Raw genomic sequence first — 21,137 nt, forward strand, 5'->3', positions numbered from 1 at the left:
GACCTGACCAGAGATTGCATCGGATTTGACCAGCATGCTTTGTAATCATGATCGGCAGAGAACGGCCAAACGCGGTCATCCAGTGACCGCGAATTCAGGCTCAAACCAGCAATCGCGTATTTCCTGAGTAAGATGTCTATATTTAATATTTATTACTTAATAATCTAGACTCAGCGCGAAAAGTAAGAAGGGAATCGAGCCAATACTGACACAATCAAATGCGGATTATTATTGATCGACTCTTGATTCAATTTTACAAAACTTACTTTGTCGAGCTCAGCCACAATCATCTTAACCACCTCTCGATCAGGATAATTTCCAGTATACAAACCGATCTCAAAATCAGAACTCAAGCCATACTTAAGACGACTCTGCAACAAGCGAAAACTGGTAACACAGTTTTCTAAGATACCTTTTGCTTCTAGTATGTCTGCAACACCACCAACGTAAAGCATAGCCTCATAACCCAAAAACTTATCACAAAATTCAATAATATTATCAATGGTGACCGTACGTTTTTGTTTTCCTGCCTGGTAGTGCCCCTTCGATAGCTTAACGTATTCAAGCACCTCTCTATAGCTCTGCCCTGCGATCCATTTCAATGCAATGTCTAATGAAAGATTTTCAGGCATAATTTTATGCCCTATTGAGCCTTGGGACAGCTGCATAACGAGAGTCCAAACTACCTGTAATGCATCCTCGCATGATTCCGAAATACCAAGATCAAATTGATTATCATCTAACCATTGCTCGACAAGCTTTAACTGATCAATACCAAGTAAAGAACGCCCGTACCCCTTATAAAATCTCGCATCCAGCGTTTTCATTTTATCGAAAATATGGACAAACAGAGCTATTAGGCTATTTTGCTCATCTTCTGTTGAAAGGCTATATGCTAAGGTCTCCTTAGCCAATGCCTGAATGTCAGCTACAGCAGCATCTGGATCATCGCCTACATATGCAATGATGTAGCTCTCCAATGCACGCATCCGATCTACCCGTGAGTTCATTTCAAATATCAACGAGTCAAAATCTCTTTTTCGATATTTATCTTTTTCTGCTGCTCGAAGCTCCACAGCACGCTCTAGCCAATAAGGAGAGTTGGAAAGAAACTCCATAACATCAATGCTTGAGCCAGGACTAGGAAATTTGTCGACTAATCCTTTTAAACTACTCAAACAGTCTTCAGCACTGTCAAAACTCAAAAGATCCTTAACCCGCAACCACTTTTTGAAGCCGGCACTCGACCTGCGATTGTCGAAGATCTGTGGGTCAGTGAATATTACATTCCCTTCTGTGTAGTACCCAGATCGACCGGCACGCCCCATTAAGTTTTGGAAGTCTCGCGTAGATATCGCATTGCCAGCCTGGAAGGTACTTGTAATTAAAAGATAGCGAATCGGCAAATTTACGCCCTGAGCTAGCGTAGACGTACAAACCACTAGCGAAGCTTTTCCATTTGATAGTGCCCACTCCACGGATGAACGCAGCCCCGCAGGGATATTTGAACTATGTGGCATAACCCCTATCTTTATCGCCTTCGTGTATTCACACGCCCCCATATGCAATGATGCTAAATAATGTAGTTTACCTATTTCTTCAGAATCGCCAGCAGTGACTGGCAAAGGTAACTCCACCCCTTTTTCAAAAATAGTCACTAAGTCCTTACAGACAGATCTGACGATGACCTTAGTCCCACAAAAAATTGCAGCACCTCCTAACTCGCAAAACTTAACTGCCAAGTAGGATGCAACTTCACGACTATTCAACCGATCAGGATACCTCCTAACTTTTCCCTTGCTCTCTGTAATCTCAATCGGTTGCAGTAAGCCTGGAACAAAATATTGATTACTATCAAGCATTCCCTGATCGAAAAACTGAACACCACCGCCACCTGGAGCATCTGACCAAGTAGCGAAACCAATCGCTCTGACTGTCGGAAGAACCTTCGCCCCTTGGATTTCTATTCCTGCTTCAAAGTTAAGCCAGTCGCCTATTGATTTAGCATTTGCCATTACTGCCGATATCATAACTTTCTGCGCCTTCGGACTAACCGCATCTCGCAGATATGATATGAGCAACTCGTATGTAACCCCACGCTTACCAGTATCAAACTGATGCCCCTCATCAAACAGCAAGAGGTCTATGCTGGCTGCCAACTCATCTTCATGCCGTAAGAGATAGGCTAATTTTTCAGGTGTTGTTACAAGCACACTTCCCTTAGAGCGTTCCTTGTACTTATCACCAAGTAGAAATTTTAGAAACTCCGAATCTGACTCGGTAATTTGATTTAGGTCTGGAAGGTCGTTAATTAGAACATCATCCGAAGCAAATGCACCTTTGAATGAATCAGTTATTTCGGCACAGAGAGCTCTGAATGGAGCAACCAAAACTATTAGTTTTGCTCGACCTGATAGCAATGCACTCCGTACTATTAACTCCATAGCTCTGCTTTTTCCAGCACTCGTAGGCATCTGCACGACAGCAGACACTCCTTTTAATATCCCAGCTTCTCCCATTAAGCGTTGGGCAGGCCAAAACTCCTTCATAAAACTCGATCTAGCTAAAATAGCTCTCCATGCATCTAAACCAAGCTCGCTATATAGGGGCAGGCAGATGCGAGACGAATTCCTTATTTTTACCCGTACTACGGCACAAATCACGTCTATAAAAAGCAAATCCCTGTCTGAACCCGCTTTATAAACCATCTCACGCAGCTCAATGGCGGCAGTATTGACCTCTATGTCCGATGAACTTCCCTCATAAAACGCATGTAGACTGTTCACCAGTTTAGTAGCGCCATCCGAAAAATAACCACCTGGCTGACGGTACCAAACATGCCGATAATCTGATTTCAAAATCCATATCAAAACTCCCTCTAGACGATGGGGGCTTAATTCATATTCATATGGAATTTCTTTAGCTAACACTGACGAGCTTCCTGGCATATCCGCCAAGTAGTAGGCAGCAGCTCCAAGCATCCTTAAGTACAAGCTGGACTCATCAAGAAGCCCCGAACCATCGAGAGAATCAAAGTACTGCGCCACATCTACTAGTTGTTCTTTAAGACTAGTTAATTCAGCGAAATTTTCATCTTTCACTGTTAGCGCAGCTAATTGCCCTAAGATACCTATCGTTAAAACTATAAGCGCGAAAGGATCGTCAGCCAGTGGTGGATGCATCTCCGCGGAAACTTTCAACTCTTTAAGTTTTGCCGTAGATTTAGACAGGCCTAATAATCTTTTGGATCGAGCTTCAAGCTTCATGTGCGCCTCGCTCGTAGAGCGCATTAATCAAAGGAATCAAGCTATCGCCCCGTATGACGAGCATCTCAACTTTATTTTTATAAGGGTGTGCATCGGCGGTTGTTAAAGCCAGCTTGGCTAAGTTAAAGGAGGATGTGCTTACAACCGCTGCAGCACCGTAGCCTTTTTCATATGGATGATCAGAATAGTTTTGAAACCTAGCAATAGTTGTCAATCCTTGTTCATCTCTCTTATCCCCTAACCGTTGCCGCATCGCATTCAATGTTTCAGCTATTCGGATATCATCCTTAGCTGAGTCATCCACTGCTTTTTGGAGCACCTTAGCTCTACCTTTTTCAGATGCAAGTGCCTTAATTTCATACACTAGCAACTGATCACTCGCGCTTGGTGAGGAGTTATTCCATTTGAACCCGACTACGTCCGATCCTTTTGCCGACTCGTTCGATATAATCTTTCTGTCCCATCGTGTTCGAGGAACATCGTAGCCACGCAAGTATTGCAAGTAATCCGCTACCAGTATTTCAGCAAAATCCCCAGACCTAATACTAGGTCCTGGCTTTTTCGTTTTTGAAGGAAATTTTATTTCTACTAGATAGTCGTAGCTGGAGACGTGGGATGGCTTAATATATTTAAGGTCATCATCACTACAGTAATGACGCCTAAAGTGTCCAGCCCAAGCCGACATTCTCGCCTGGTCGGCTATGTCGTGAAGTAGTTCAAAGATCGGAACGGATCTACCACAGGCAGAGCTGAAATGACCGGTGTTCTTCAACCATCCAATGTGAATAAGACTCAATCGTCAGCTCCCTAAGATAACGTGCCGCGCGAACGCGTACTGGCAACATGCCTCTTTATTAGCTGAGTTTTGTATTTTTATCTAGGCTCTTACGCGAGTCATAGAATACTCATTGCTCCGTGCCGTTCTCCATCTACAGGGTGATGGGTTTTAACTGGCCGACCAGCGTGGTGGCCTGTGCCGCATTATCGGTGAAGGCCCCCGCATCGCTCGGACTCGGCGCCGGTCCAGGTACATGAGTATGACCGGCCAGTTGCGTGTTCATCGCCGTCACAAGATCGAGCAGGTCACACAGGACTTGCAGCACGTTCACTCCTTCCGATCCCATCCAGGTCTTTTCCGCCACACTGCGCCGTAGGCCGGTGATGCGCTCCTCCATATCGCCACCCACCGAAGCATTGAGCTTCTGTCCCACGACCAGATTCAGGTCGCGCCCGGTGGCCTGATGTAGGTCGTCCACGGCCGCCAGGCTAGCGGAGCCGCCTGAGAGCAGCTTGAGCGAGCCCAGGGCCTCGATCTTTTTGATGCCACCCACTGACTCGATGCTGTGGTCATCCACGGTCACGCTGTGGCGCTGGTAGTGCTCAGTGTTCTCCAGCGCCTCCACACGGCGCTCGCTGGCCTGATCATGGATCTGACCATCGGTCTGGCGCAGCCAGTTGCCATCGGCGTCGACGCGCTGCTGTACCGCTTCGCTGTGCTGCCAGACCTGATCGCCTTTGGGCAGGTTGGGCAGGCTCAAGCCCTGGGGCAGGATGGCCAGGACAAAGGGTTTGTGCGGCAGGCCGTAGGCAAACGACACCACGACCATCGTGCCTTCATCGGGAAGGCCGTAGATCCCCATGGACTCGCCACCCATCGGCAACGGCAGCGGCACGCCCTGGAGTAGCGGCAATGCCGTATCGGGCTCGCCGTCCGGCCCCAGAACCTCAAGGTCTGCGGCGAAACGTGGGCGGAAGTCGTCACACAGCCCTGCGTTGGTGGGTGGGTCCGGGATGGCCACCACCCGGGCAAAGCGCGGCAAGTGATAGCCACCGGTCAATTCGGGATACTGGCGGTCAACCACGCGGCGAATTACGTCTTCCATTTGATGCTCATCTGGCTTTCTGTGAGGGTCACGGCAGTAATACGTTCACCCTGGTTAATCGGTGCACCAGGACGAATCCCAGGGAGCGCGGCAATCACGGCACTCTGGTTGCTGTTGTAGCTGTCAAACAGTTCGCGGGGCAGTTGTAGCGGCTGGCGTTGGCCCCAGAAACTGTCCGCCCAACTGCCTACATAGATTTCACCGTCGCCCTGTTGCTGCCACATAAAGTCAGGAATCGAAAACACTTTGCCCAGGCTATCGATGGCTTGCACGCCGTTAGCCAGGTTGAAGAAAAATGCAGTTTTGGTGTGGGCGTAGGCTTGGTCGGGCACCCGAAAACGCAGGCCATTGCGCTCACTAATCGCGGCCAGGACGGCGTGCAAGTCCACATGACGCAGGTTCAGCGGCATGGGGATTTCCAGTGCGGCGGACAGTTCACGACAGAGTAGGACTTGCTGTTGGCTGTTGGCGGCAGTGCAACGCTCCACGTAGCCCAAAAAATGCCGCTGTAGTGGGCTGTCGTTGTAACCGATGTCGAAGGTCACCAACCCGTGTACGGATTCGCTGGCGGTGATGGTGAAACTGGCGCGCCCGGGGGCGTGATGGTCCAGGCGTGTTTCATCTTTGCAGAGGGGGTAGGACACGCCGTCGACGGTCAATACTTTGTGCAGGTTCATGGTGTGACCGGCTTTAACCAGTCGTCGACAGACTTCAGGACTTTCTCAAATCCGTCCATTTCAACAGGCGCGCTGCCACCGTCTGCACCGGACGTACCAGAGACGGGTTGTCCTGGTGCACTTTGCTGCACGACGGGATTGCTTGGGCTGCGTTGCTCCACGCGCTCCGGTATCGACAGTTTTTCAATCAGGTTGAATTGCACGCGCCAGGCTCGCAGGCTGTCGTCTTCATTGGCGTTCACGTTGTCGCGGAACTGCACCTCGCGCACACCGAAGGCCGAGGCCGTGCGATTGACGATCCGATAGACCGTGAGCTGCCCGCCGCCGGCGGTCGAACTGGCCAGGCGCATCAAGTTGCGCAAGTCGGACTCGTCACGGTAGGGAATCATCAGCGTGACGCTGAGGGTTTTGGGTTTGAAGCCCTTGTGCGCCTGTGCCGTGTTGCTGGTCTGGCCTGACAGGTCTTCGCTTTCAATGGTCAGGGTGGCCATGACCTTGAGGCCCTTGCCCTGAACTTTCTCCCCGTTGAGTAGCAGCGTCATAGCCCGATCAGCTCCTGCACAAAGCTCAGGCTCTCTTCACTGCCGAGCAACAACAGACCAGCACACAGCACCCATTCATAGCCAGGCGTGGGGCCTTCCAAAAGTTGCCGGCGCAACTCAGCGGCATCCCCCGGGCCGATCATTCGCGCCTGCATCGTGGCATCCGGCAAACCGTTAGCCAGTGCGTTTTGTAGGTCACTCAACTGCTTATCGCACGCGGCCTGTTGCTCAGCCTTGCGCGTCGCCAAGGCGCTCAAGTCAGCCATAGGGGAAGTGTCGGCGGCGTAGCTTTCATAGATGGCCAGCTGGCTGTTCAGCGTTTGCTGGGATACCCGGGTAACGGTGCAACGCTCCAACGGCAAAGCTCCCCAGCGTGGCAAGGTCTCGGCAGTGGGCAGCGTCCACTTCTCCGCCTCCAGGCGTGCGATGTTCGCGGCACGACGTTCGGCGCGTTCCAGGTCTGGAGTGGGCAGCAAGGCATTGAAGCGGCCCAGGGTGGCGGCGAACTGGTCGAAGCGCGTCGAGAGAAACAGCACGCACAAACCATACTGCTCCCCTTCGGGACGACCGGTATCGGCGTCGGTGAGTTTGTTGGCCAACGCCTCCAGCAGGTTGGGTGCCGAGAGAAACTTTTGATACCCCCGGCCCTGACCCATGCCGCTTTGGAACGGCGTCACCACGAGACTCGCCGGCGCAGTGGCCAACTGTTCGGTCATGGCAGCGCGCCCGACCTCGATCGCTTCTTGCGCGGCGGAACCCACGGGGCCAGGGTTGGTGGTGGCCGTCATTCCGGCCAAGCGTTCTTCCGTTTTGGCGATCTCAGTGCTGGCCAGGCCTTTGGCCTCGTCCAGGCCCTCGACCCACTGCGTGGCCTCGCTGGGCCATTGCATGGTGACCGACGTCCAGGTCATGGCTGCTGGCCGTTTGGCGCGGTAGGACGGGCGTCGACTTTGGGAAACAGCTCGCTGGTTGGCCAGGCCCGCAGCTCGTTGCGATAGGTGCGCCAGGCCAGCTCCGTGTTGAGCGCGGCTGGGTCAGCATCCAGATGCTTGTCGATCTCTCTGCCCGCCCAATGCAGTTCATTTTCGATCCATGACCGTTCTCGACGGCTTTGAATCACCAAATCGCGTGCGGCATCGAGCACCCAAATGAAACCATCCCAGAGATAGGCCGCACTCGGTCGCGGCAAGGTCGTCAGCTCGGGCGGCAACTCGCCCGGCAGCGAGTACAGCACCTCGGCGCCATCGGTAGTCTGATACACCGGACCACGGAAGTCTGGCACGACCACCCATGCCCCATCCCTCCAGACCACCACCTCCCCGTCCCCGGCTTCGGGCGGTTCTTCCAACGTGGCGCCCGCTGGCAGACCGCAGCCACAGCTGACATAGGTTTCGTGTTGGCCGAGGTATTCGGTGGTGGTTTCACTGAACGTGTAAACCTCGATCCAGCCGCTCTCTTCAAAAAAACCATTCACTAAAGTCGGCATCAGTACATCCTGCAAATGTAGTTGTACGCCACGTTACGCATACGGGTTTCCGTACTCACACGGACGACGGCTGAAGGATTGAAAACGACTGAGCGGTAACCCGTTGTGGTGACTTGCGGTGCAGCCGGCGTGATGGCCGTGATGGAAGTGCCAACCGAAAATACGCCAGTCGCGTTGTTCACCAGTAACGTCGAGTCGTCGTCTTGCAGGACAAACTCGCCAGTCATGTTTTGCAGCGTGTCGAGTTGAAGGCTCAACACGGGCCGCCCAGAGTCGGGGTCAATTCCGCGCCCGCCATCCAAACCACGAATCGACTCGGCGCGCATGTCTGGCAGGAAGCCGCTGGGATACACGGCTGCCAATGCCGGGTACCACTCGACATTGAACGGCTGCCCCCCCATCAAAACGCATTTGTCGGGCGGCGTAGCGGTTGGCCATGGAAACGGCACGCCGACAGGGACGGCAAATATTGAAGCAGGGTCAAAGTTACTAGTGTCCCAACCCGTTACCCACGCACTGAATACGTATCCCTCTGGGGTCTGCACACCGCCACGAGAATAAGTTGTACCGGTGTTATAGCCGATGATTTGTTGCCAGAGGGTGTCTTGACTGACCGTAACCAGCATGGGGGAGAATTGACCGCCCTCTGGAACGTTCGGGCCGGGGTTCACTCGGTAAATACCCACGGTGGTGACTGTGTTTAGATCGGTGCCGTCGGGAAGGACAATCCCCCCGTGACCGATGCCATAAGCACCCGTGAGCAGTACACGGCCTGGCGTGTCATCTTGGGGGTAGATTTGTTTAACCAGATCGGTTGAGTCCCAGGTGCTTTCCCATTCACCCCAAACACCGGCAGTCAAGGCCCGGCGGTGTAGGGTGTGGTCGGCATTCCCATAAATCTCCTGAAAGGCGTATTGACCTGGTGTAATCGCAGAGACGCGAACCCAACCCTCATAGGGCGCGCCACCTGGCCCTCCCGTGCCATTGCTGACGAAATAGAGGGCCGTCACCGCGTTCAGGCCACCGATGTCAACATCACTGACCGCATAGGCGGCCCCGCCCCAGCCGAACGCTCCGACCTTCATCAGCGCATCAGGCGTTGCATCGTGGAGATCGATTTGAGCATCAAGGTACGCGGCTGAACCCAGGTCTGTTTCGATGCCCGTCTTTACGGCATGCACCAAGGCAGTGGTGGCCAGAATGTCACTGCTGTTCGACTCCGGATCATCACTCTTTTCGTTGGGTAGATTGCCCAGCCCGACATCGTCTTTGGTGGTTGCGCGTGCTCGCAGGTTTGAATAGTCGCCACTGCGTGCAGCGAGGTGCTGAATCAACGCTCCAGCTATCGGTTCAACGGTGCTACGCAGGTCGGTGATTTCGGTGGCGCTGAGGACCGTGGCCACCGGCACCAGGTAGTGCCACACGCCATTGGTATCGGTGAAGTCCACCAGGGCATCGCCGTAGCTGGCGGCCAGAACCACGTTCACTTCGCTTAACTGACCTTGTAGCGAGATGTCGTACCACAAGGTGAAGGGGAACGCCGGCGGCGTGATGGATGCGCCGATGGGTTGATGGACGGCCAAGCCTTCCACGTAGGCGGTGCCCGGCTGGATAGTGAACTGCTCGCTCTGATAGACCAGCGCCAAGCTGTTGGCAAAGAAACAGGCTCGCCCGAACATGTCGCGGTTGCTCAGGCGCTCGCGTTCGTCCATGCCCGCCATGCGCACGGTGAAGTCAGCCTGCCAGGTGTCGGCGTTGATGGTCAGCTCGGTGACCGACTGTGCACCGTCGAACACCAGCATCATGTTGCGGGTGATGTTGTTGCCGATCTGCTGGTTGGGAATGTTTTTGCGCTTCTGCTGCACCGGCGTGTAAGCCGCGGCTAACAGCACACCTTCAGCGGTTTCCAGGCCCAGCCAATTAAAGTCCCAGTCGCCGACATTGGAGCCGATCATGCTGCTGTAGACCACTTGGTTGGGGTCCACATAACCGCCTTTGGTGATGTCTGTTTCGTACATCATCTGGTCCGGCGGTGGCTTGCCGGCATAGCGGTCCACTGGTGTGGCCGGGTCGAGCCCCGGCACCAGGGCGTAGAGAAACTTGCTCACGACCAGGACTTCCTGAGCAGCTTGCTTTTCGGCGATCAGGTTTTCACCGGCGATGGTTATTGCGGCCATGTGGCTTCCTCGTAACTGGCAATCAGGGTTTGCTGGTCGTCGTTGAACTCCACCGCGAACACCCGCAGGTTATCCAGCGGGGTCACGGTCAAAAATGCGTAACGGCGGCAGGTGCGGCCGTAACTGCGGAGCAGCACGCGCAGCAGGTCAGAGTGCAGCGCGCTCTGTTCGTCGGTGATTTTCACGAACACCACGTCCCAATCGCGGCCCTCCATGCGTTCCTGAATCTCGACGCGACCGACGCCCAGGCGCATCAGGATTCTTTTCAGACCCGCCGTACTGCCCGCGTCCACGGCGTTGATGTAGGCGTGTTTGATCCGCAGGCGGTACAAGCTTTCCTCTTCCCCTGGGAAGCGGGTGATGTCGCGCTGCCAGGCAAGCAGGTCGAGTAAAGAGAGCGGGCAAATGTCAGGGTCGATCTGATGCAGCGGCCAATTCAGCCAACCCTCGACGTTGGCCCACCAGGCCTGTGCGGCGCCCTTGAGCTTGGCCAGTTCCGGCCCGTCGAGCCAAAACGGCAGTTTGAGGTTAAACACCGGGCACCACCTCAAGCATCTGAATGCGGGGAATGTTCAGGTCCGACACGATGTCGAGGTTGTCGAAGTGCAACGAGTCGAGTTCGGGGAATTTTTGGTGCAGCTCTTCGCCCAGGCGGCTGAAGGAAAATCGCGACTGGGGATAGGTCAGTGTCGGCTGATAGTCGGCCTGGGTACTTTCCCGAAAGGCCGTGCGGATGAACATCTCGACATCAGCAAACAGCTTGTCGGACTGTTCTGTGGGCAAGTTCAGTACCGGCCACAGCGTCACACGGATGTCATGCAGGGTCTCGGGCATGGCCATGACCAGCATGTCGTCGCCGTGGCCATGGTTGCCCTGGTCGCGGATGTAGTCGTTGATTTCTTCCAGGTAGCTGTCCGCCGGCACGTTGGCTTCGAACAGCACAAAGGCATTGGCGCTGCCGGGGCCGCGTGGGGCTTCGTGTTCAAAGTACACACCGTCCGGTTGTACGCCGGGAAAGGTGGTGATGAGCGCACGATAAACCGCGTCGGTGTTCCATTGGTTGATGGCCGAATACTGGTTGCGCGTGCGCAGGCGAAGGTCTTCATCCGACTCCTTGTCAGTGCCCGGTACCGTCATCCAGCCGTCCAGGTTGACCACGTTGACAATGCCCGGTACCGGCTCCGGCAAAATGGCGTAGTAACCCGGCGCGAGGTTGTAGCCGCTGCCCGGTTCGGCGGCGATGGCCGGAATCAGGATTTGGGTGAGGCCGTCGGTAAAGGTGCCTGGCAGACTGGTCAACAGCTCGTAGACATGCCCGTTGATGGCGCCGGACTGGACCCGTGTGCCGGCGGCAACTTCCAGCGTACCGACCGGGCTGGAACGGGTGAACAGCAGATTGCCCTCGGTTTTGGTGGCCCCCATGGGCTCGACCTGGACCGCCCAGGCGAGCATTTCCAGATACTCACCTTCGGCGGTTTTGACGTAGGCGTTGGGCAGCGAGACTTCAACCATAAAGTCGATGAACCACATCACGGGTTCGGTCACGATGGCGGTAACGACCCGCCAAAATGGCGACCAGGCACTGGTGTTGCTCAAGCGGCTGCCCTGTTCGGCGATCTCACTTTCCCACGCGGCCTGTAGCTCTTCCTGCGTGGTCGGAATGCCGGCATCAGCCAACGCCTGACGAAAATCAACGTCGCTCAAAACGCCACCTCAATGTTGCCAAATTTAATGGTGTCGGCTTCGATCAAATACTGGCCGTACCCCGGTTGAGTGATGCGCGCCGTACCTGGTACCAGTCGTTCGTCAGCCTCCACCATCAGCTCCAGCTGCTGAATGCAGTCACGCTGACGCAGGCTGTTGCGTTCGGCGATCAACGTCACCAGCAGGCCGCTTTCCCGAATCATGTGGGCGATGTCCTGGGCAATGCTGGCGCGGTCCTCGATCTCCATGGGCTGGTTCGATGGATCGAACACCAGGTCGTTGGCACTGATCAGCAAGTCAACGTATTCGCTCATCCGGCGGCCATCTCCAGCATCTTGTCGAGTTCGTGCTGCGACAGGGGTTGGCTGGTGTGGATCTCGACCTTGCCAATCTGCGTGCCCTTGTTCTGGGTGGTGTTGTTCTGGAACGACTGCATCAAGCCGCCGGCTGGCACCTCACTGGGACCGGCAGGCAGCAAGCTGGGAATGGCGCCGTTGATGGTCTGTTGGGCTTTGGTGGCCAGGTTGGCCTGGTCGGCGGCCTGCATCGCCTCGGGAACGCCGGGCACCACCGCACCGTGGAGTACTTCGGGTGCAGCTGGCCCCACGGCCGTGCCCAGGGCTTCAGCAGTGCCTGGGGCGGTCGGGGTCGCAAAGCGGGTTTCGATGTTGATGCCAGGAATCTGGTTCAGCAGTTCGATGAGGCCATTGGCCGCGTCTCCCAGCAGGTCAAACACCGACAGGTCGCTCCAGGCAGTGGTGAAGGCGCTCCAGGCTTCGCTGGCCAGCGTGCCGAACGAGGCAAGCCAGTTGCTCAGTGCTTGGAATTGTTCATTCAGCCAGGTGAACGCGGCACTGTTGAGCAGCGTCGCCGTCCATTCGTTCCAGTAGTAAATGGCCGCAACAATAACGGCGACCAGGGCGACGATGCCGGTGACGACCAACCCGATCGGGTTGGCCAACAGCGCCGCATTGACCAGCCAGATGATCCCTTGCCAAATCATCATGGCGGCACTGACGGTGCCCATGCCGATGGCCATGACGCCGAGCAACGTGACGTACAGGGCTCCCCAAACGATGTTGGACATCACCGCCGCTTTGGTCAGTAACCAGCCCATTCGGAAGATCTTCTGAATGACGATGAAGCCCTTCATCACGACCTGGGCCATCCCCATGCCGAGGGTGAATAGCGACATCGCGGCGATCAAGGCAATGACGCTGAGGACAGTCATGCCCACCACTTTGGTCAGGTGGGGGAACAGGTTGGTCCACTTCAAAATCTTCGCGCCGCCCTCGGTGAGCATCTTCAGCAGGGGCGTGAGCGCGGGGCCGATCAGTTGACCGAAGGCAATTTTCAGCACCTCTATCGTGCTGGCAAATTGTGCCCAGGGATCAATCATGGCTTCGGCCATGGTCTGGGCTTGTTCCATGCCCTTAACCTTGCCCAGGGCGTTCAAGCTGTCGGCCAGGCCATCGGTATCGGCCATGAGCAGCTTGATCATGCTCACGGCTTCATCGGAGCCAAAGGCTTGTTTCAAGGCGTCCGACTCGGCCACATCCAGGGTGTCGCCGAACTTGCCTTTGATTTTTTCGAGGATCTGCAGGACGGGCAGCATGGCGCCCTGGGCGTCGGTAAACTTCAATCCGAGCTTGCCCTGGGCGCTGCCAATGCCAGCCAAAAAGGATTTGTATTTGGTCCCGGCCTCGCCACCGCTCATGGTGGCTTGCAAGGTGCCGAGGATCGCCACTTGTTCGTTCAAACCAATGCCGGCAGCCGTGGCGTTGGCCCCCACGGAGGTGAAGGCGTCACTCATCCCCTGACCAGTCGTTTTGAACATCTGCACGGCGGTTGCCGTGACACCGGCCAGGTTCTCGACCCACTCGCCTTTGCCCATGGCGTCGGCTTGATCTTTGAAGATGCCGTACATGGTGCCGACGTAGTTGGTGATGGTGGCCGCGTCGGCTTTGGTGGCTTTGGCCAGCACGTTGGACGCATTGGTAAAGGTGGCCAACTGGGTGCCGGTGAGCCCGGCGATGGCGCTCTGAATGTCGTAGGCCGAGCGAACAAAGGCCTGGGCGTTTTCGCCGTAATTGATGGCGAACTCCAGGGACTTCTGGTTGAGCAGGTCCAGGCTCTCGGCGGCAACGCCGAGTGACTTCACTTCGCCCAATGCCCGCTGCTGGTCAATCGCGGGGCCCATGGCGGCCTGCAACGCGTAGCCGGTGGCGACCATGCCGGCCGCCCCCACGCCCATCTGGGTCAGACCCTTTTGCGCGCCGCTGGCCAGCTCGGTAAAACTGGCGTTCACCTTGCTCAGGGGGCCGGTGATCATGTCGGTAAGCGCAACGATGAAATTGAGCTTGGCGCTGTTGTCAGCCATGAAACTCTCCGTTGACCAGGTGCTGGCCGGTTACCCTTTGAACGCCCGGGAAATGCCGTTGGCGATGGCGATTTCCATGCGGCTCCAGTACTGGTCGTCCAGCCACTTGGCGGTACCCATGTTGTCCGTGGTCGGCTCTTCACCCGGTAGCCAGCGGTCGACCAGGGCCATTAGCTGGCCGAGGGCGTTTTCGTTTAGGCGCTCGGCGCGGGCGAGCGCTTTTTTACGTTGATCTCAATGTCCGGGGTGTATTCCTCCAACAGCGCGCCAGCCAATTGCAGAGTAATCACCGGATTGGCCAGCAGCGGGCGCAGGCTGGCCAACTGTTCCTGCTTGACGGTTTGGGTCAGCAGGTTGTTCGCCGGCGCCACCTTGTTGGTCGGCGTCAGGTGGTTGAAGTACTTGCTCACGTCCACCGGTTCCAGGGCGAAGGTGAATTCGTTGTCGCCGACTTCCAGGGTGATTTCGCGTCGTTCGCTCATTGCTCAGTTCCGTTTATTTGAAGTGCTTAAAAGTGCGGTCAGACGCCGCTCCAGGTTCTCTTCCAGCTTGCTCAGTGCCTTGTCCAGGTGCTCGTTGCGCACGTACTCCTCGGCGATCTTGATGCGGAACTCCAGGTGTTCGCGGCGGGCGAAACTGATCTGCCGGAACAGGTACACCTGGAAGCCCAGCACGCCGGTTACCAGCAAGTCAGTGAGCAGCAGCATCACGCTGACGCTGGCGGGTGAAAGGTCCATCAACGTCTCCAGTTACCAGGGCCGCCGATGCACACGACCATCAGTGGTGTGCGCCTCGGCAGGGCTTGATCATCCGAGCAGACCTTCAATCTCGCTTGGGTCGAGATACGGCACGCCATTGATGCGGATAAAGTCCGGCGACGTGACGTCGAACGGCACCTTGTGCACGCTCTTTTCGCCACCCTTGGGGTCGATGTCGAGCAGGTTGGATACCTTCAGCTTCAGGCCGAAGGCCTCCACCCGCAGCTCCTCGCTGGGGGTCTTGGCAAAGAACACGCTGTCGAAGGGTTCCAGGGCTCGAAAGCTGCCTGCCTGGCGGGCGGCGTCGATCAGCAAAGAGAAGTTGCCGCTGTCCAGCTCCATCTCGCCGCTGGCCGACACGTCGCCGTCCACATGGCCGTCCGGAACGCCGCCGGTTTGGGCTACGGCGGTGTTGTCGGTGATATCTAGGCTGATTTTTTCGACGTGGATTTGCAGATCGCCAATGTTCACGTCGAAGTTTTTGCCGCCAATGCGCGCACCCATGGGTTACTCCTCTTCGCCGTTGGACAGGTCCAGGGCGATGTATGCCGTCAGGTCTTTCGGGCAGTTGTAAGGGGTGACCGTGAAGTAGATTTCCACGGCCGTTTTGCTCTTCCAGAAGATGGTCACGTCGCCGTCTTTTGGCGATTCGATCTCGCCGGGTTGCACCTGGCCGTTCACCGTGGCGGAGCGCGCCATGTCGCGCAGCGGGCGCATGAATGCCGATGTGGCGGTGGCCATGCTGTTGGGCGTGTTGTTCAAACGGCGATCCGCGACCCGCTGGATTAGCAGCACCTGGATGCGGCGCGAGGCCTTGTCCACGATGCGCAGGTACTCGATCACCTGAAAGTCGGAGCCCGGCGCGTCCAACGTATTGCCGTCGGCCCAGAACACACCCGGGTAGTCCGGGTAGGTTTGCGACACGGAAAAACGGGCCTTATCCAGCTCGACGCGCACGCTGCCCGGCAATGGCACGCCGGCGGCATCGACGGGCACCGGCCCCAAACCCTGCAACGGGCCGGTGGCAACCCGCATCGGACTATCGGCAATGCTGACGATGGCATTGGCCAGGCGCCCGGCCAACACGCCCTGGTCATTGCCGTGCAACTGGGGCGCGACCATGACCCGTTGAGCGGCCACACCGGCGGTGATAGCCCGCTGGGCCGTCAGGTAAGTCGACCAGTCTTCGGGCATACGCAGGGCCGGTGTTTCCCCTTCGGTGGTTTGAACCGTCTTGCCGTTCGTGCGCGGACCTTTCGCGGAGGTGTCCGGGTCCTTTGTCGCGGCGGCGGCCAATGGCGTCTCCGGGGGCTCCGGAGTCAGGTCGATACCTCTGGAGGCCGCAATGAAGAACACACGGCGCCCGTACACGTTGGTAATTTCCGTCGCCTTGTCTTGCATCGCCGTCAGCTCGGCACCGGTGGTCACGGGCGTGGTGATGATCACGCCTTCGACTGAAATACCGGCTTGCTGGGCTTGGTCCAGGGCGGCGGCCCAGTCACCGTCCGGTGCAATCGGGGCCGCCATACAGGCCCAGCGGTCACCGCCATTCAATTGCGCGGCGGCAATCTGGGTTTTCAAATCGGAGGCATCGACCCCCAGTTCGACATCGAGGTCACTTTGGGTGTTGAGCGCGACCAGCTCGCCGACGTTGGCGGACGCCGGACCGATGAACAGAAAGTAACGCTCGATCTCCGTCACCGGGCCTTGGCCGAGGTTCAGGTTGTTGACACTTACTTTGCCAAGAGCCATGGAAGGGGCCTCTATCGCGGTGAATTAAGGATTTGTGGAATGAGGTAGGTCACCAGCTCGTTGACCTCTTGCTGGCTGGCGATGCCGAAGAATTCGCGGCCTGGGAGTTTGATGTCCCACTTGGCTGGGCCAGGATCGTCGCCCTTGAGCAAACGGATCAGCAGGCCAGCCTGGTCGTAGCTGAGATTCGCTTCGATCCACGCCACACCGGGTCGCATAAAACGGGGTTTGCGGCGCTTTTTGTCCGGGTTCTGAACGGCACGTTTGTAGCCCAGCACCCGCAGGCGTTTGGCCTGAAAACGGGTGGCCATGAGGGTGTTTTTGCTCTTTTGCCGGCTCAGTTGGTCGGCACCGCCACGCAGGGTCATGCCGGCGTTATGAACGCTGGCGATCATTGCGGTTTTGGCGTTGCCCCAGCCCACCTCAGCGGCGTTGCCGACCAGGCGCTTGACGCCCATTCTTTTGGCCAGGCCGGTGAGCATGCGTTTCTTCTGCCCTTGCTTGCGAAACTTGCGAGGCTGGAATGGGCTGTCGTGCAGGTCGCTCTGTTTGCGCACACGTTGCCGCCATTGGCTGCGCAGACGCAGGCCAACACGGTTCATCAGACGCGCTTGTAATTTGGGCGGCAGGCTGAGCATGGCCAGCTGGGTTTGTACTTCCAGCATGCCCTCGACGGTGAGGCTGATGGCTTGTTTACGCGCCATACAACACCTCCCCACGCTCAGCAATCCAGAGGTCAAACGGTTCGAGAGCCCAGGTGGTCCCGAAGGCCTCGAACTCACCGTCCGGCGACTCGGTCAGGTGCAGCGGCTCGATAAATTCGACCGTGATTTCCACGTCCGCCGCGTCCGGGTCCATCTGTTCAATATCAAAGGTCGGCGCCGGCAATTCATCCAGGTGGCGGTCGGGATCGTTGTTCACCAGCCAGGTGCCGAGCAAGGCCATCAGTCGTGCGGGGTTTTCTGTTAAGCGTTCCAGGAAGATCACAGCGCGATAGCGCATGTCGCCCATGTGCAAACCGAGTTCTTCAGGCTTCCAGATCAGCGTCAAGTTGACGTGCTCCGCGCAACTTTCCAGCTGCTCGGCGACCACCACGCGATGTTCGATCAGATACTTGGTCAGGGCGCGGAGCTTTTCCATCAGAGCAGTTCCGCAGTGACACGCCCACGGCCTTGCAGGACGCGCACGGACTGCTGGCTGTAGGACAGAAAAAGCTCATGTCGTTCTGGGGCTTCTTTGCCCAAGTTTTCGGCGCTTTCGCGGCGGTTGACCGTGGCGAACTGCTGGAGCAAAAAGGATTTGGCGCGGCAGTACGCGGCACGCCGGTAGCTCGCCAAGTAGAAGCTTTCCAGCTCCATGCCGGAGCCTTCCAGGTACTTGTAGCCCATGTCCTGCCATTCGGCTTTGCGCTTGGCTAGGTCCAGGTTGACTTCACCCATGGCGAGCGTCAGCCCCTCGACCATCATCTCCGGCAAGTACTCCGCCGGCAGCCGATAGGACGCCTGGAATTCGGCCAGCTCAAGGTCCGGCCAGAAACCGTCGTTGGGTATCGTGCAATCCACCAGGGTGGTCGGCTTACCGCCAAAACTCATGTGCTGACCTCCTCGGTGGGTTGTTACGGAATAAATGCGGGGGTGACTGCGTTAGGCGGTTGGCACAGGGCCTTCACCTCGGCAGGCCCCCGCTGGGGGGGTTAGTCGTTTATTCGGTACCGGATTTATCGCCGTCGGCTTCCTGCTTGCGCAGGGCCTTGCTGGCCTCATCCATACGGGTCTTCACACCGATTTCGGGATACAACTCGTTGGCCCGGTAAAAGTGCGCGCAGGCTTTGGCCCAGCGTTTGTCTTCCATGGCGAGGATGCCCAGTAGCTTGTGATAGCGCGCAGGGATCTTCTCGAACAGCTCCCACGAGGCGACCGGTGTCGGCAGCTCGCGTGGGTCGCCATCATGGGGATCGCGGTGGCCTGGCCATTGACCGTCCACACGCAACAACAGCTGCGTCAGGTACGGTTCCGGGTTGCGCTGGGCTTTGTGCTGCGCCTCGGCCCACTCGACCATCGTGTCACCCACAAAGGTGGGGATATCGCGGCGGAAGCGCTCCGGCATGGCCTGACCCTGCTCGATGGCAAAGTCCGCCAGTTCCAGAGCCTGCTCAAACTGCTCGGTGTCGAACAGCCAGACCAGGACCTGCATCAGCACCAGGTTCGGGTGGTTCAGACCGGATTCGCGGTAGCGCTGCACGTACACCAGGTACTTGGGCACCAGCTCGTCGCGCTTCAAGCGCTGGCGAGCGTCCAGCGAGTTCAGCTCCGACAGCCGGCCACAGTCCTCGGCCAGGGCCGCGTTCATCAAGGCCAAGTGTTTTTGCGCGTTGGCCGGTCCCGCCAAGGCCGTGGCCGAGGTGTAGGGTTTTGGGTCGGCTATCGGCCCCTGCTCGAGCAGGCGCTTTTTGTGATTGAGGGCGAGGCTCATAGCACAGGTGGCTCAGGCGTGACCGTGACGAACTCGACGTTGGCCGCTTCGATGCCAGCGAACTTGCCCAGTTGCTCGACCACATAGCCCTCATTGCGCGCGTTGTAGTCTTCGACCTGCGAGCGTTTCGGGTTCTGGACAATTTGGCGGCGCCAGCTGCTGTCCTGGAAATAGATCGACAGGTTGTCCCAACTGGTGACCACCACACCTTTGCTCGGAAAGTGTGGGCAGGTGAACGACGGCAGACCGCCGTAGGTGGCGATCACCTGGGCCATCTCGATGCGCTCTTTCTCGGTCGGCTTGTCGCCTTGGGCGGCGTACAGCTTGCCCTTGTCGTAGGCCAGCAGATCGCGTCCGATGATGGCAACCAGGTCGCCACCGTCGCGGAACTCTTCGTCGATCATCAGCGAGACATCGAACACCAGGGCATCCAAGTTGGCGTAGTCGCCGCCGACGCCGACCTGGATTTTTCCAAGGGTCGCACCTTCGACCAGGATCTGTTGCGGGGCTTGCTCGCGAACGATCTGCATCCAGCCTTTGTTGACGTCCTGCAACAAGGGGTTGGCGGCGCGATCGGTATTGGGGGCAACGCTGGTGCCATTCCAGCCGATCATGATGCGGTCGAGGCCGATCTGCTTCTGCACGGCAGCGGCGTACTTCTGCGCAAAGTCGGGGAACTTGGACCAGGCGTCGATGGTGGCGTATTTGAGCGCCACGTCGCTTTGGGTATCGAACAGTTCGTAACCAATGCCATCGAGTCCCAGCACGTCACGGGCGACCCGGTCGTTGGTCGCCGTATTGATACGACCCGTGACGGTGCCGTTGACCCCGATCATGACCTTTTCGCCCTTGATCTCAGTCACTGCCAGCACGTTGATACGTTGCAGGAAAGCCGAACTCAGGGTGATTTTTTCATTCAAGGTCTGCGCATGGGTCGGCTCGACGTTGAATTCTTCATGGACCGAGGCCACGGCATAAGTCGATGCAATCGCCAAGGCCAGGGTGCTGAATTTCAAGCGGGCAGCATTACTCAGATTCATCAGTACACGGCCTCTGGCTGGTCATTCACGGCACCGGTGGTATGGGGCAACTCGTGCCCCTTACCGTGATTCAGCGCGGTGTTGAACTTTTCGGCGAGCGAGTCCAGCGAGCCTTTCAAGCTGTTGAACTGCTCGACGGTGATTCCGGTGGGCTGATCGCCCGTCTTGTCGGTGGTGAGGGCGGTGTCTGGCTCGTTCGGCTTCTGTGCGGCAAAGGTGGCCGCGCTCGTTTCCAGGCTGGTGGCCACGGTGCCGAGTTTGTCCACCGCAGCGGCAAAGGCCTGCACGGTTTTTTGATCCATCGGGGTGTTCTCTTCTTGGGTGAGTGCGTGGAAGTCGGTATCGCCCTTGCCCCGGAGGACCGCGAATGCACGGGCAAAAAACGACAGGGCCGCTGCTTCTTCGCTGTCACCCACGGTCAGGTCGTCCAGCGGTTCCAGGTTGGCAAAGTAGTTGCCGGCTTCAGCGCGGCTGGAAAAATGCAGCGCCTCGGTGCCGAGGCTGGCCGGGTTGTCCGTCACCGCCATACCGCGCAGGTAGGCTTTGCCGGTGTCGGCGAAGTTCGGCTGAATCTCGATGCTGGAGAACAGCACCTGGTCGGCTTTGTTCAGGCTCAACAAGCGGTCGTTGGGCTGAAGCTTGGCGAACAGCGCCACCTTGTCGCCGGCCACGGCCTCGGCCTTTACCTCGGCAACGGTGCCCAGGCTGCCAAAGTAGCGAATGTGTTCGTACCAAATGGTTGCGGTGTAGGTGGCCGGATCGTAAGCGCTGGCCATGTCGCGCAGGTCCTGGGCTTCGATGGTTCGGCCATCAACGGTTTTGCCGCTGGTGGCGACACGTTTCCAGTCAGAAACAAGGGTGCGGGGCATGGGGAAAAGTCGCTCGATTCGGTGCAGTGGCCGCCACGATAGGCAGCTGCGCCAGCCCAAACAAACGGTTCCATTGCGCGAAAATCCTATATTCAGGAAATAGGATTTGGCAGGAATTTAAGGGCGGGTTT

The 21,137-nt window shown here is 57.2% G+C and carries 23 protein-coding genes; all 23 read right to left on the reverse strand.

Annotated elements, in window-relative coordinates:
* Window positions 1–170: 170 nt before the first annotated feature.
* Complete coding sequence (locus ACM6IK_RS27725) at window positions 171–3,266, reverse strand: DEAD/DEAH box helicase (RefSeq protein ID WP_414876834.1); 3,096 nt, start codon at window positions 3,264–3,266, stop codon at window positions 171–173.
* Window positions 3,256–4,062 (reverse strand): Hachiman antiphage defense system protein HamA, encoded by an 807-nt coding sequence (locus tag ACM6IK_RS27730; protein WP_414876835.1) that lies wholly within the window; start codon window positions 4,060–4,062, stop codon window positions 3,256–3,258. Before ACM6IK_RS27730 ends, ACM6IK_RS27725 begins: the two co-directional genes overlap by 11 nt.
* A 133-nt stretch (window positions 4,063–4,195) precedes the next feature.
* Complete coding sequence (locus tag ACM6IK_RS27735; protein ID WP_414876836.1) at window positions 4,196–5,149, reverse strand: hypothetical protein; 954 nt, start codon at window positions 5,147–5,149, stop codon at window positions 4,196–4,198.
* Entirely contained in the window at window positions 5,137–5,826 is a 690-nt protein-coding gene (locus tag ACM6IK_RS27740; RefSeq protein ID WP_410922373.1) for a hypothetical protein, read from the reverse strand. The genes ACM6IK_RS27735 and ACM6IK_RS27740 overlap by 13 nt, the downstream gene beginning before the upstream one ends.
* Window positions 5,823–6,368, reverse strand: a complete 546-nt coding sequence (locus ACM6IK_RS27745; RefSeq protein ID WP_008048517.1) for a hypothetical protein — start codon at window positions 6,366–6,368, stop codon at window positions 5,823–5,825. Before ACM6IK_RS27745 ends, ACM6IK_RS27740 begins: the two co-directional genes overlap by 4 nt.
* Window positions 6,365–7,279 carry a hypothetical protein gene (locus ACM6IK_RS27750; RefSeq protein WP_414876837.1) on the reverse strand — a complete coding sequence of 305 codons (915 nt, stop codon included), beginning with the start codon at window positions 7,277–7,279 and terminating at the stop codon, window positions 6,365–6,367. The genes ACM6IK_RS27745 and ACM6IK_RS27750 overlap by 4 nt, the downstream gene beginning before the upstream one ends.
* A complete protein-coding gene (locus tag ACM6IK_RS27755; RefSeq protein ID WP_414876838.1) occupies window positions 7,276–7,854 on the reverse strand; it encodes a hypothetical protein in 579 nt (192 codons plus the stop codon). Before ACM6IK_RS27755 ends, ACM6IK_RS27750 begins: the two co-directional genes overlap by 4 nt.
* Window positions 7,854–10,031: a phage tail protein gene (locus tag ACM6IK_RS27760; protein ID WP_414876839.1), complete on the reverse strand. Its 2,178-nt coding sequence runs from the start codon at window positions 10,029–10,031 to the stop codon at window positions 7,854–7,856. Before ACM6IK_RS27760 ends, ACM6IK_RS27755 begins: the two co-directional genes overlap by 1 nt.
* Complete coding sequence (locus ACM6IK_RS27765; protein ID WP_008048509.1) at window positions 10,019–10,567, reverse strand: phage tail protein; 549 nt, start codon at window positions 10,565–10,567, stop codon at window positions 10,019–10,021. Before ACM6IK_RS27765 ends, ACM6IK_RS27760 begins: the two co-directional genes overlap by 13 nt.
* The gene (locus tag ACM6IK_RS27770) at window positions 10,560–11,735 is read right to left on the reverse strand and encodes a baseplate J/gp47 family protein (RefSeq protein ID WP_414876840.1); all 1,176 of its coding nucleotides are present in this window, start codon (window positions 11,733–11,735) and stop codon (window positions 10,560–10,562) included. Before ACM6IK_RS27770 ends, ACM6IK_RS27765 begins: the two co-directional genes overlap by 8 nt.
* The gene (locus ACM6IK_RS27775) at window positions 11,732–12,049 is read right to left on the reverse strand and encodes a DUF2590 family protein (protein ID WP_008048506.1); all 318 of its coding nucleotides are present in this window, start codon (window positions 12,047–12,049) and stop codon (window positions 11,732–11,734) included. The genes ACM6IK_RS27770 and ACM6IK_RS27775 overlap by 4 nt, the downstream gene beginning before the upstream one ends.
* Window positions 12,046–14,115 carry a phage tail tape measure protein gene (locus ACM6IK_RS27780; protein WP_414876841.1) on the reverse strand — a complete coding sequence of 690 codons (2,070 nt, stop codon included), beginning with the start codon at window positions 14,113–14,115 and terminating at the stop codon, window positions 12,046–12,048. The genes ACM6IK_RS27775 and ACM6IK_RS27780 overlap by 4 nt, the downstream gene beginning before the upstream one ends.
* 30 nt (window positions 14,116–14,145) lie before the next feature.
* Window positions 14,146–14,286, reverse strand: a complete 141-nt coding sequence (locus tag ACM6IK_RS27785; RefSeq protein WP_008048501.1) for a DUF6890 family protein — start codon at window positions 14,284–14,286, stop codon at window positions 14,146–14,148.
* Window positions 14,287–14,309: 23 nt separating this feature from the next.
* Window positions 14,310–14,597, reverse strand: coding sequence for a putative phage tail assembly chaperone (locus tag ACM6IK_RS27790; RefSeq protein ID WP_410922389.1), 288 nt, complete (start codon window positions 14,595–14,597; stop codon window positions 14,310–14,312).
* Window positions 14,598–14,600: 3 nt separating this feature from the next.
* Entirely contained in the window at window positions 14,601–14,852 is a 252-nt protein-coding gene (locus tag ACM6IK_RS27795; RefSeq protein WP_008048496.1) for a hypothetical protein, read from the reverse strand.
* Between the two features lie 69 nt (window positions 14,853–14,921).
* On the reverse strand, window positions 14,922–15,377 hold the full coding sequence (locus ACM6IK_RS27800; RefSeq protein ID WP_008048493.1) for a phage protein: 456 nt from the start codon (window positions 15,375–15,377) through the stop codon (window positions 14,922–14,924).
* Window positions 15,378–15,380: 3 nt separating this feature from the next.
* The gene (locus ACM6IK_RS27805) at window positions 15,381–16,625 is read right to left on the reverse strand and encodes a DUF2586 domain-containing protein (RefSeq protein WP_414876842.1); all 1,245 of its coding nucleotides are present in this window, start codon (window positions 16,623–16,625) and stop codon (window positions 15,381–15,383) included.
* Window positions 16,626–16,636: 11 nt separating this feature from the next.
* Window positions 16,637–17,329 (reverse strand): phage virion morphogenesis protein, encoded by a 693-nt coding sequence (locus tag ACM6IK_RS27810; RefSeq protein WP_414876843.1) that lies wholly within the window; start codon window positions 17,327–17,329, stop codon window positions 16,637–16,639.
* Window positions 17,319–17,765, reverse strand: coding sequence for a phage tail protein (locus tag ACM6IK_RS27815; protein ID WP_414876844.1), 447 nt, complete (start codon window positions 17,763–17,765; stop codon window positions 17,319–17,321). Before ACM6IK_RS27815 ends, ACM6IK_RS27810 begins: the two co-directional genes overlap by 11 nt.
* Window positions 17,765–18,217, reverse strand: coding sequence for a head completion/stabilization protein (locus ACM6IK_RS27820; protein WP_008048489.1), 453 nt, complete (start codon window positions 18,215–18,217; stop codon window positions 17,765–17,767). Before ACM6IK_RS27820 ends, ACM6IK_RS27815 begins: the two co-directional genes overlap by 1 nt.
* Before the next feature lie 109 nt (window positions 18,218–18,326).
* A complete protein-coding gene (gene gpM, locus ACM6IK_RS27825) occupies window positions 18,327–19,097 on the reverse strand; it encodes a phage terminase small subunit (RefSeq protein ID WP_414876845.1) in 771 nt (256 codons plus the stop codon).
* Window positions 19,094–20,137: a phage major capsid protein, P2 family gene (locus ACM6IK_RS27830; RefSeq protein ID WP_414876846.1), complete on the reverse strand. Its 1,044-nt coding sequence runs from the start codon at window positions 20,135–20,137 to the stop codon at window positions 19,094–19,096. The genes gpM and ACM6IK_RS27830 overlap by 4 nt, the downstream gene beginning before the upstream one ends.
* Window positions 20,137–21,006: a GPO family capsid scaffolding protein gene (locus ACM6IK_RS27835; RefSeq protein ID WP_414876847.1), complete on the reverse strand. Its 870-nt coding sequence runs from the start codon at window positions 21,004–21,006 to the stop codon at window positions 20,137–20,139. The genes ACM6IK_RS27830 and ACM6IK_RS27835 overlap by 1 nt, the downstream gene beginning before the upstream one ends.
* Window positions 21,007–21,137 lie beyond the last annotated feature (131 nt).

This window comes from Pseudomonas sp. IT-196MI5 (assembly GCF_949767415.1).
Taxonomy (GTDB): domain Bacteria; phylum Pseudomonadota; class Gammaproteobacteria; order Pseudomonadales; family Pseudomonadaceae; genus Aquipseudomonas.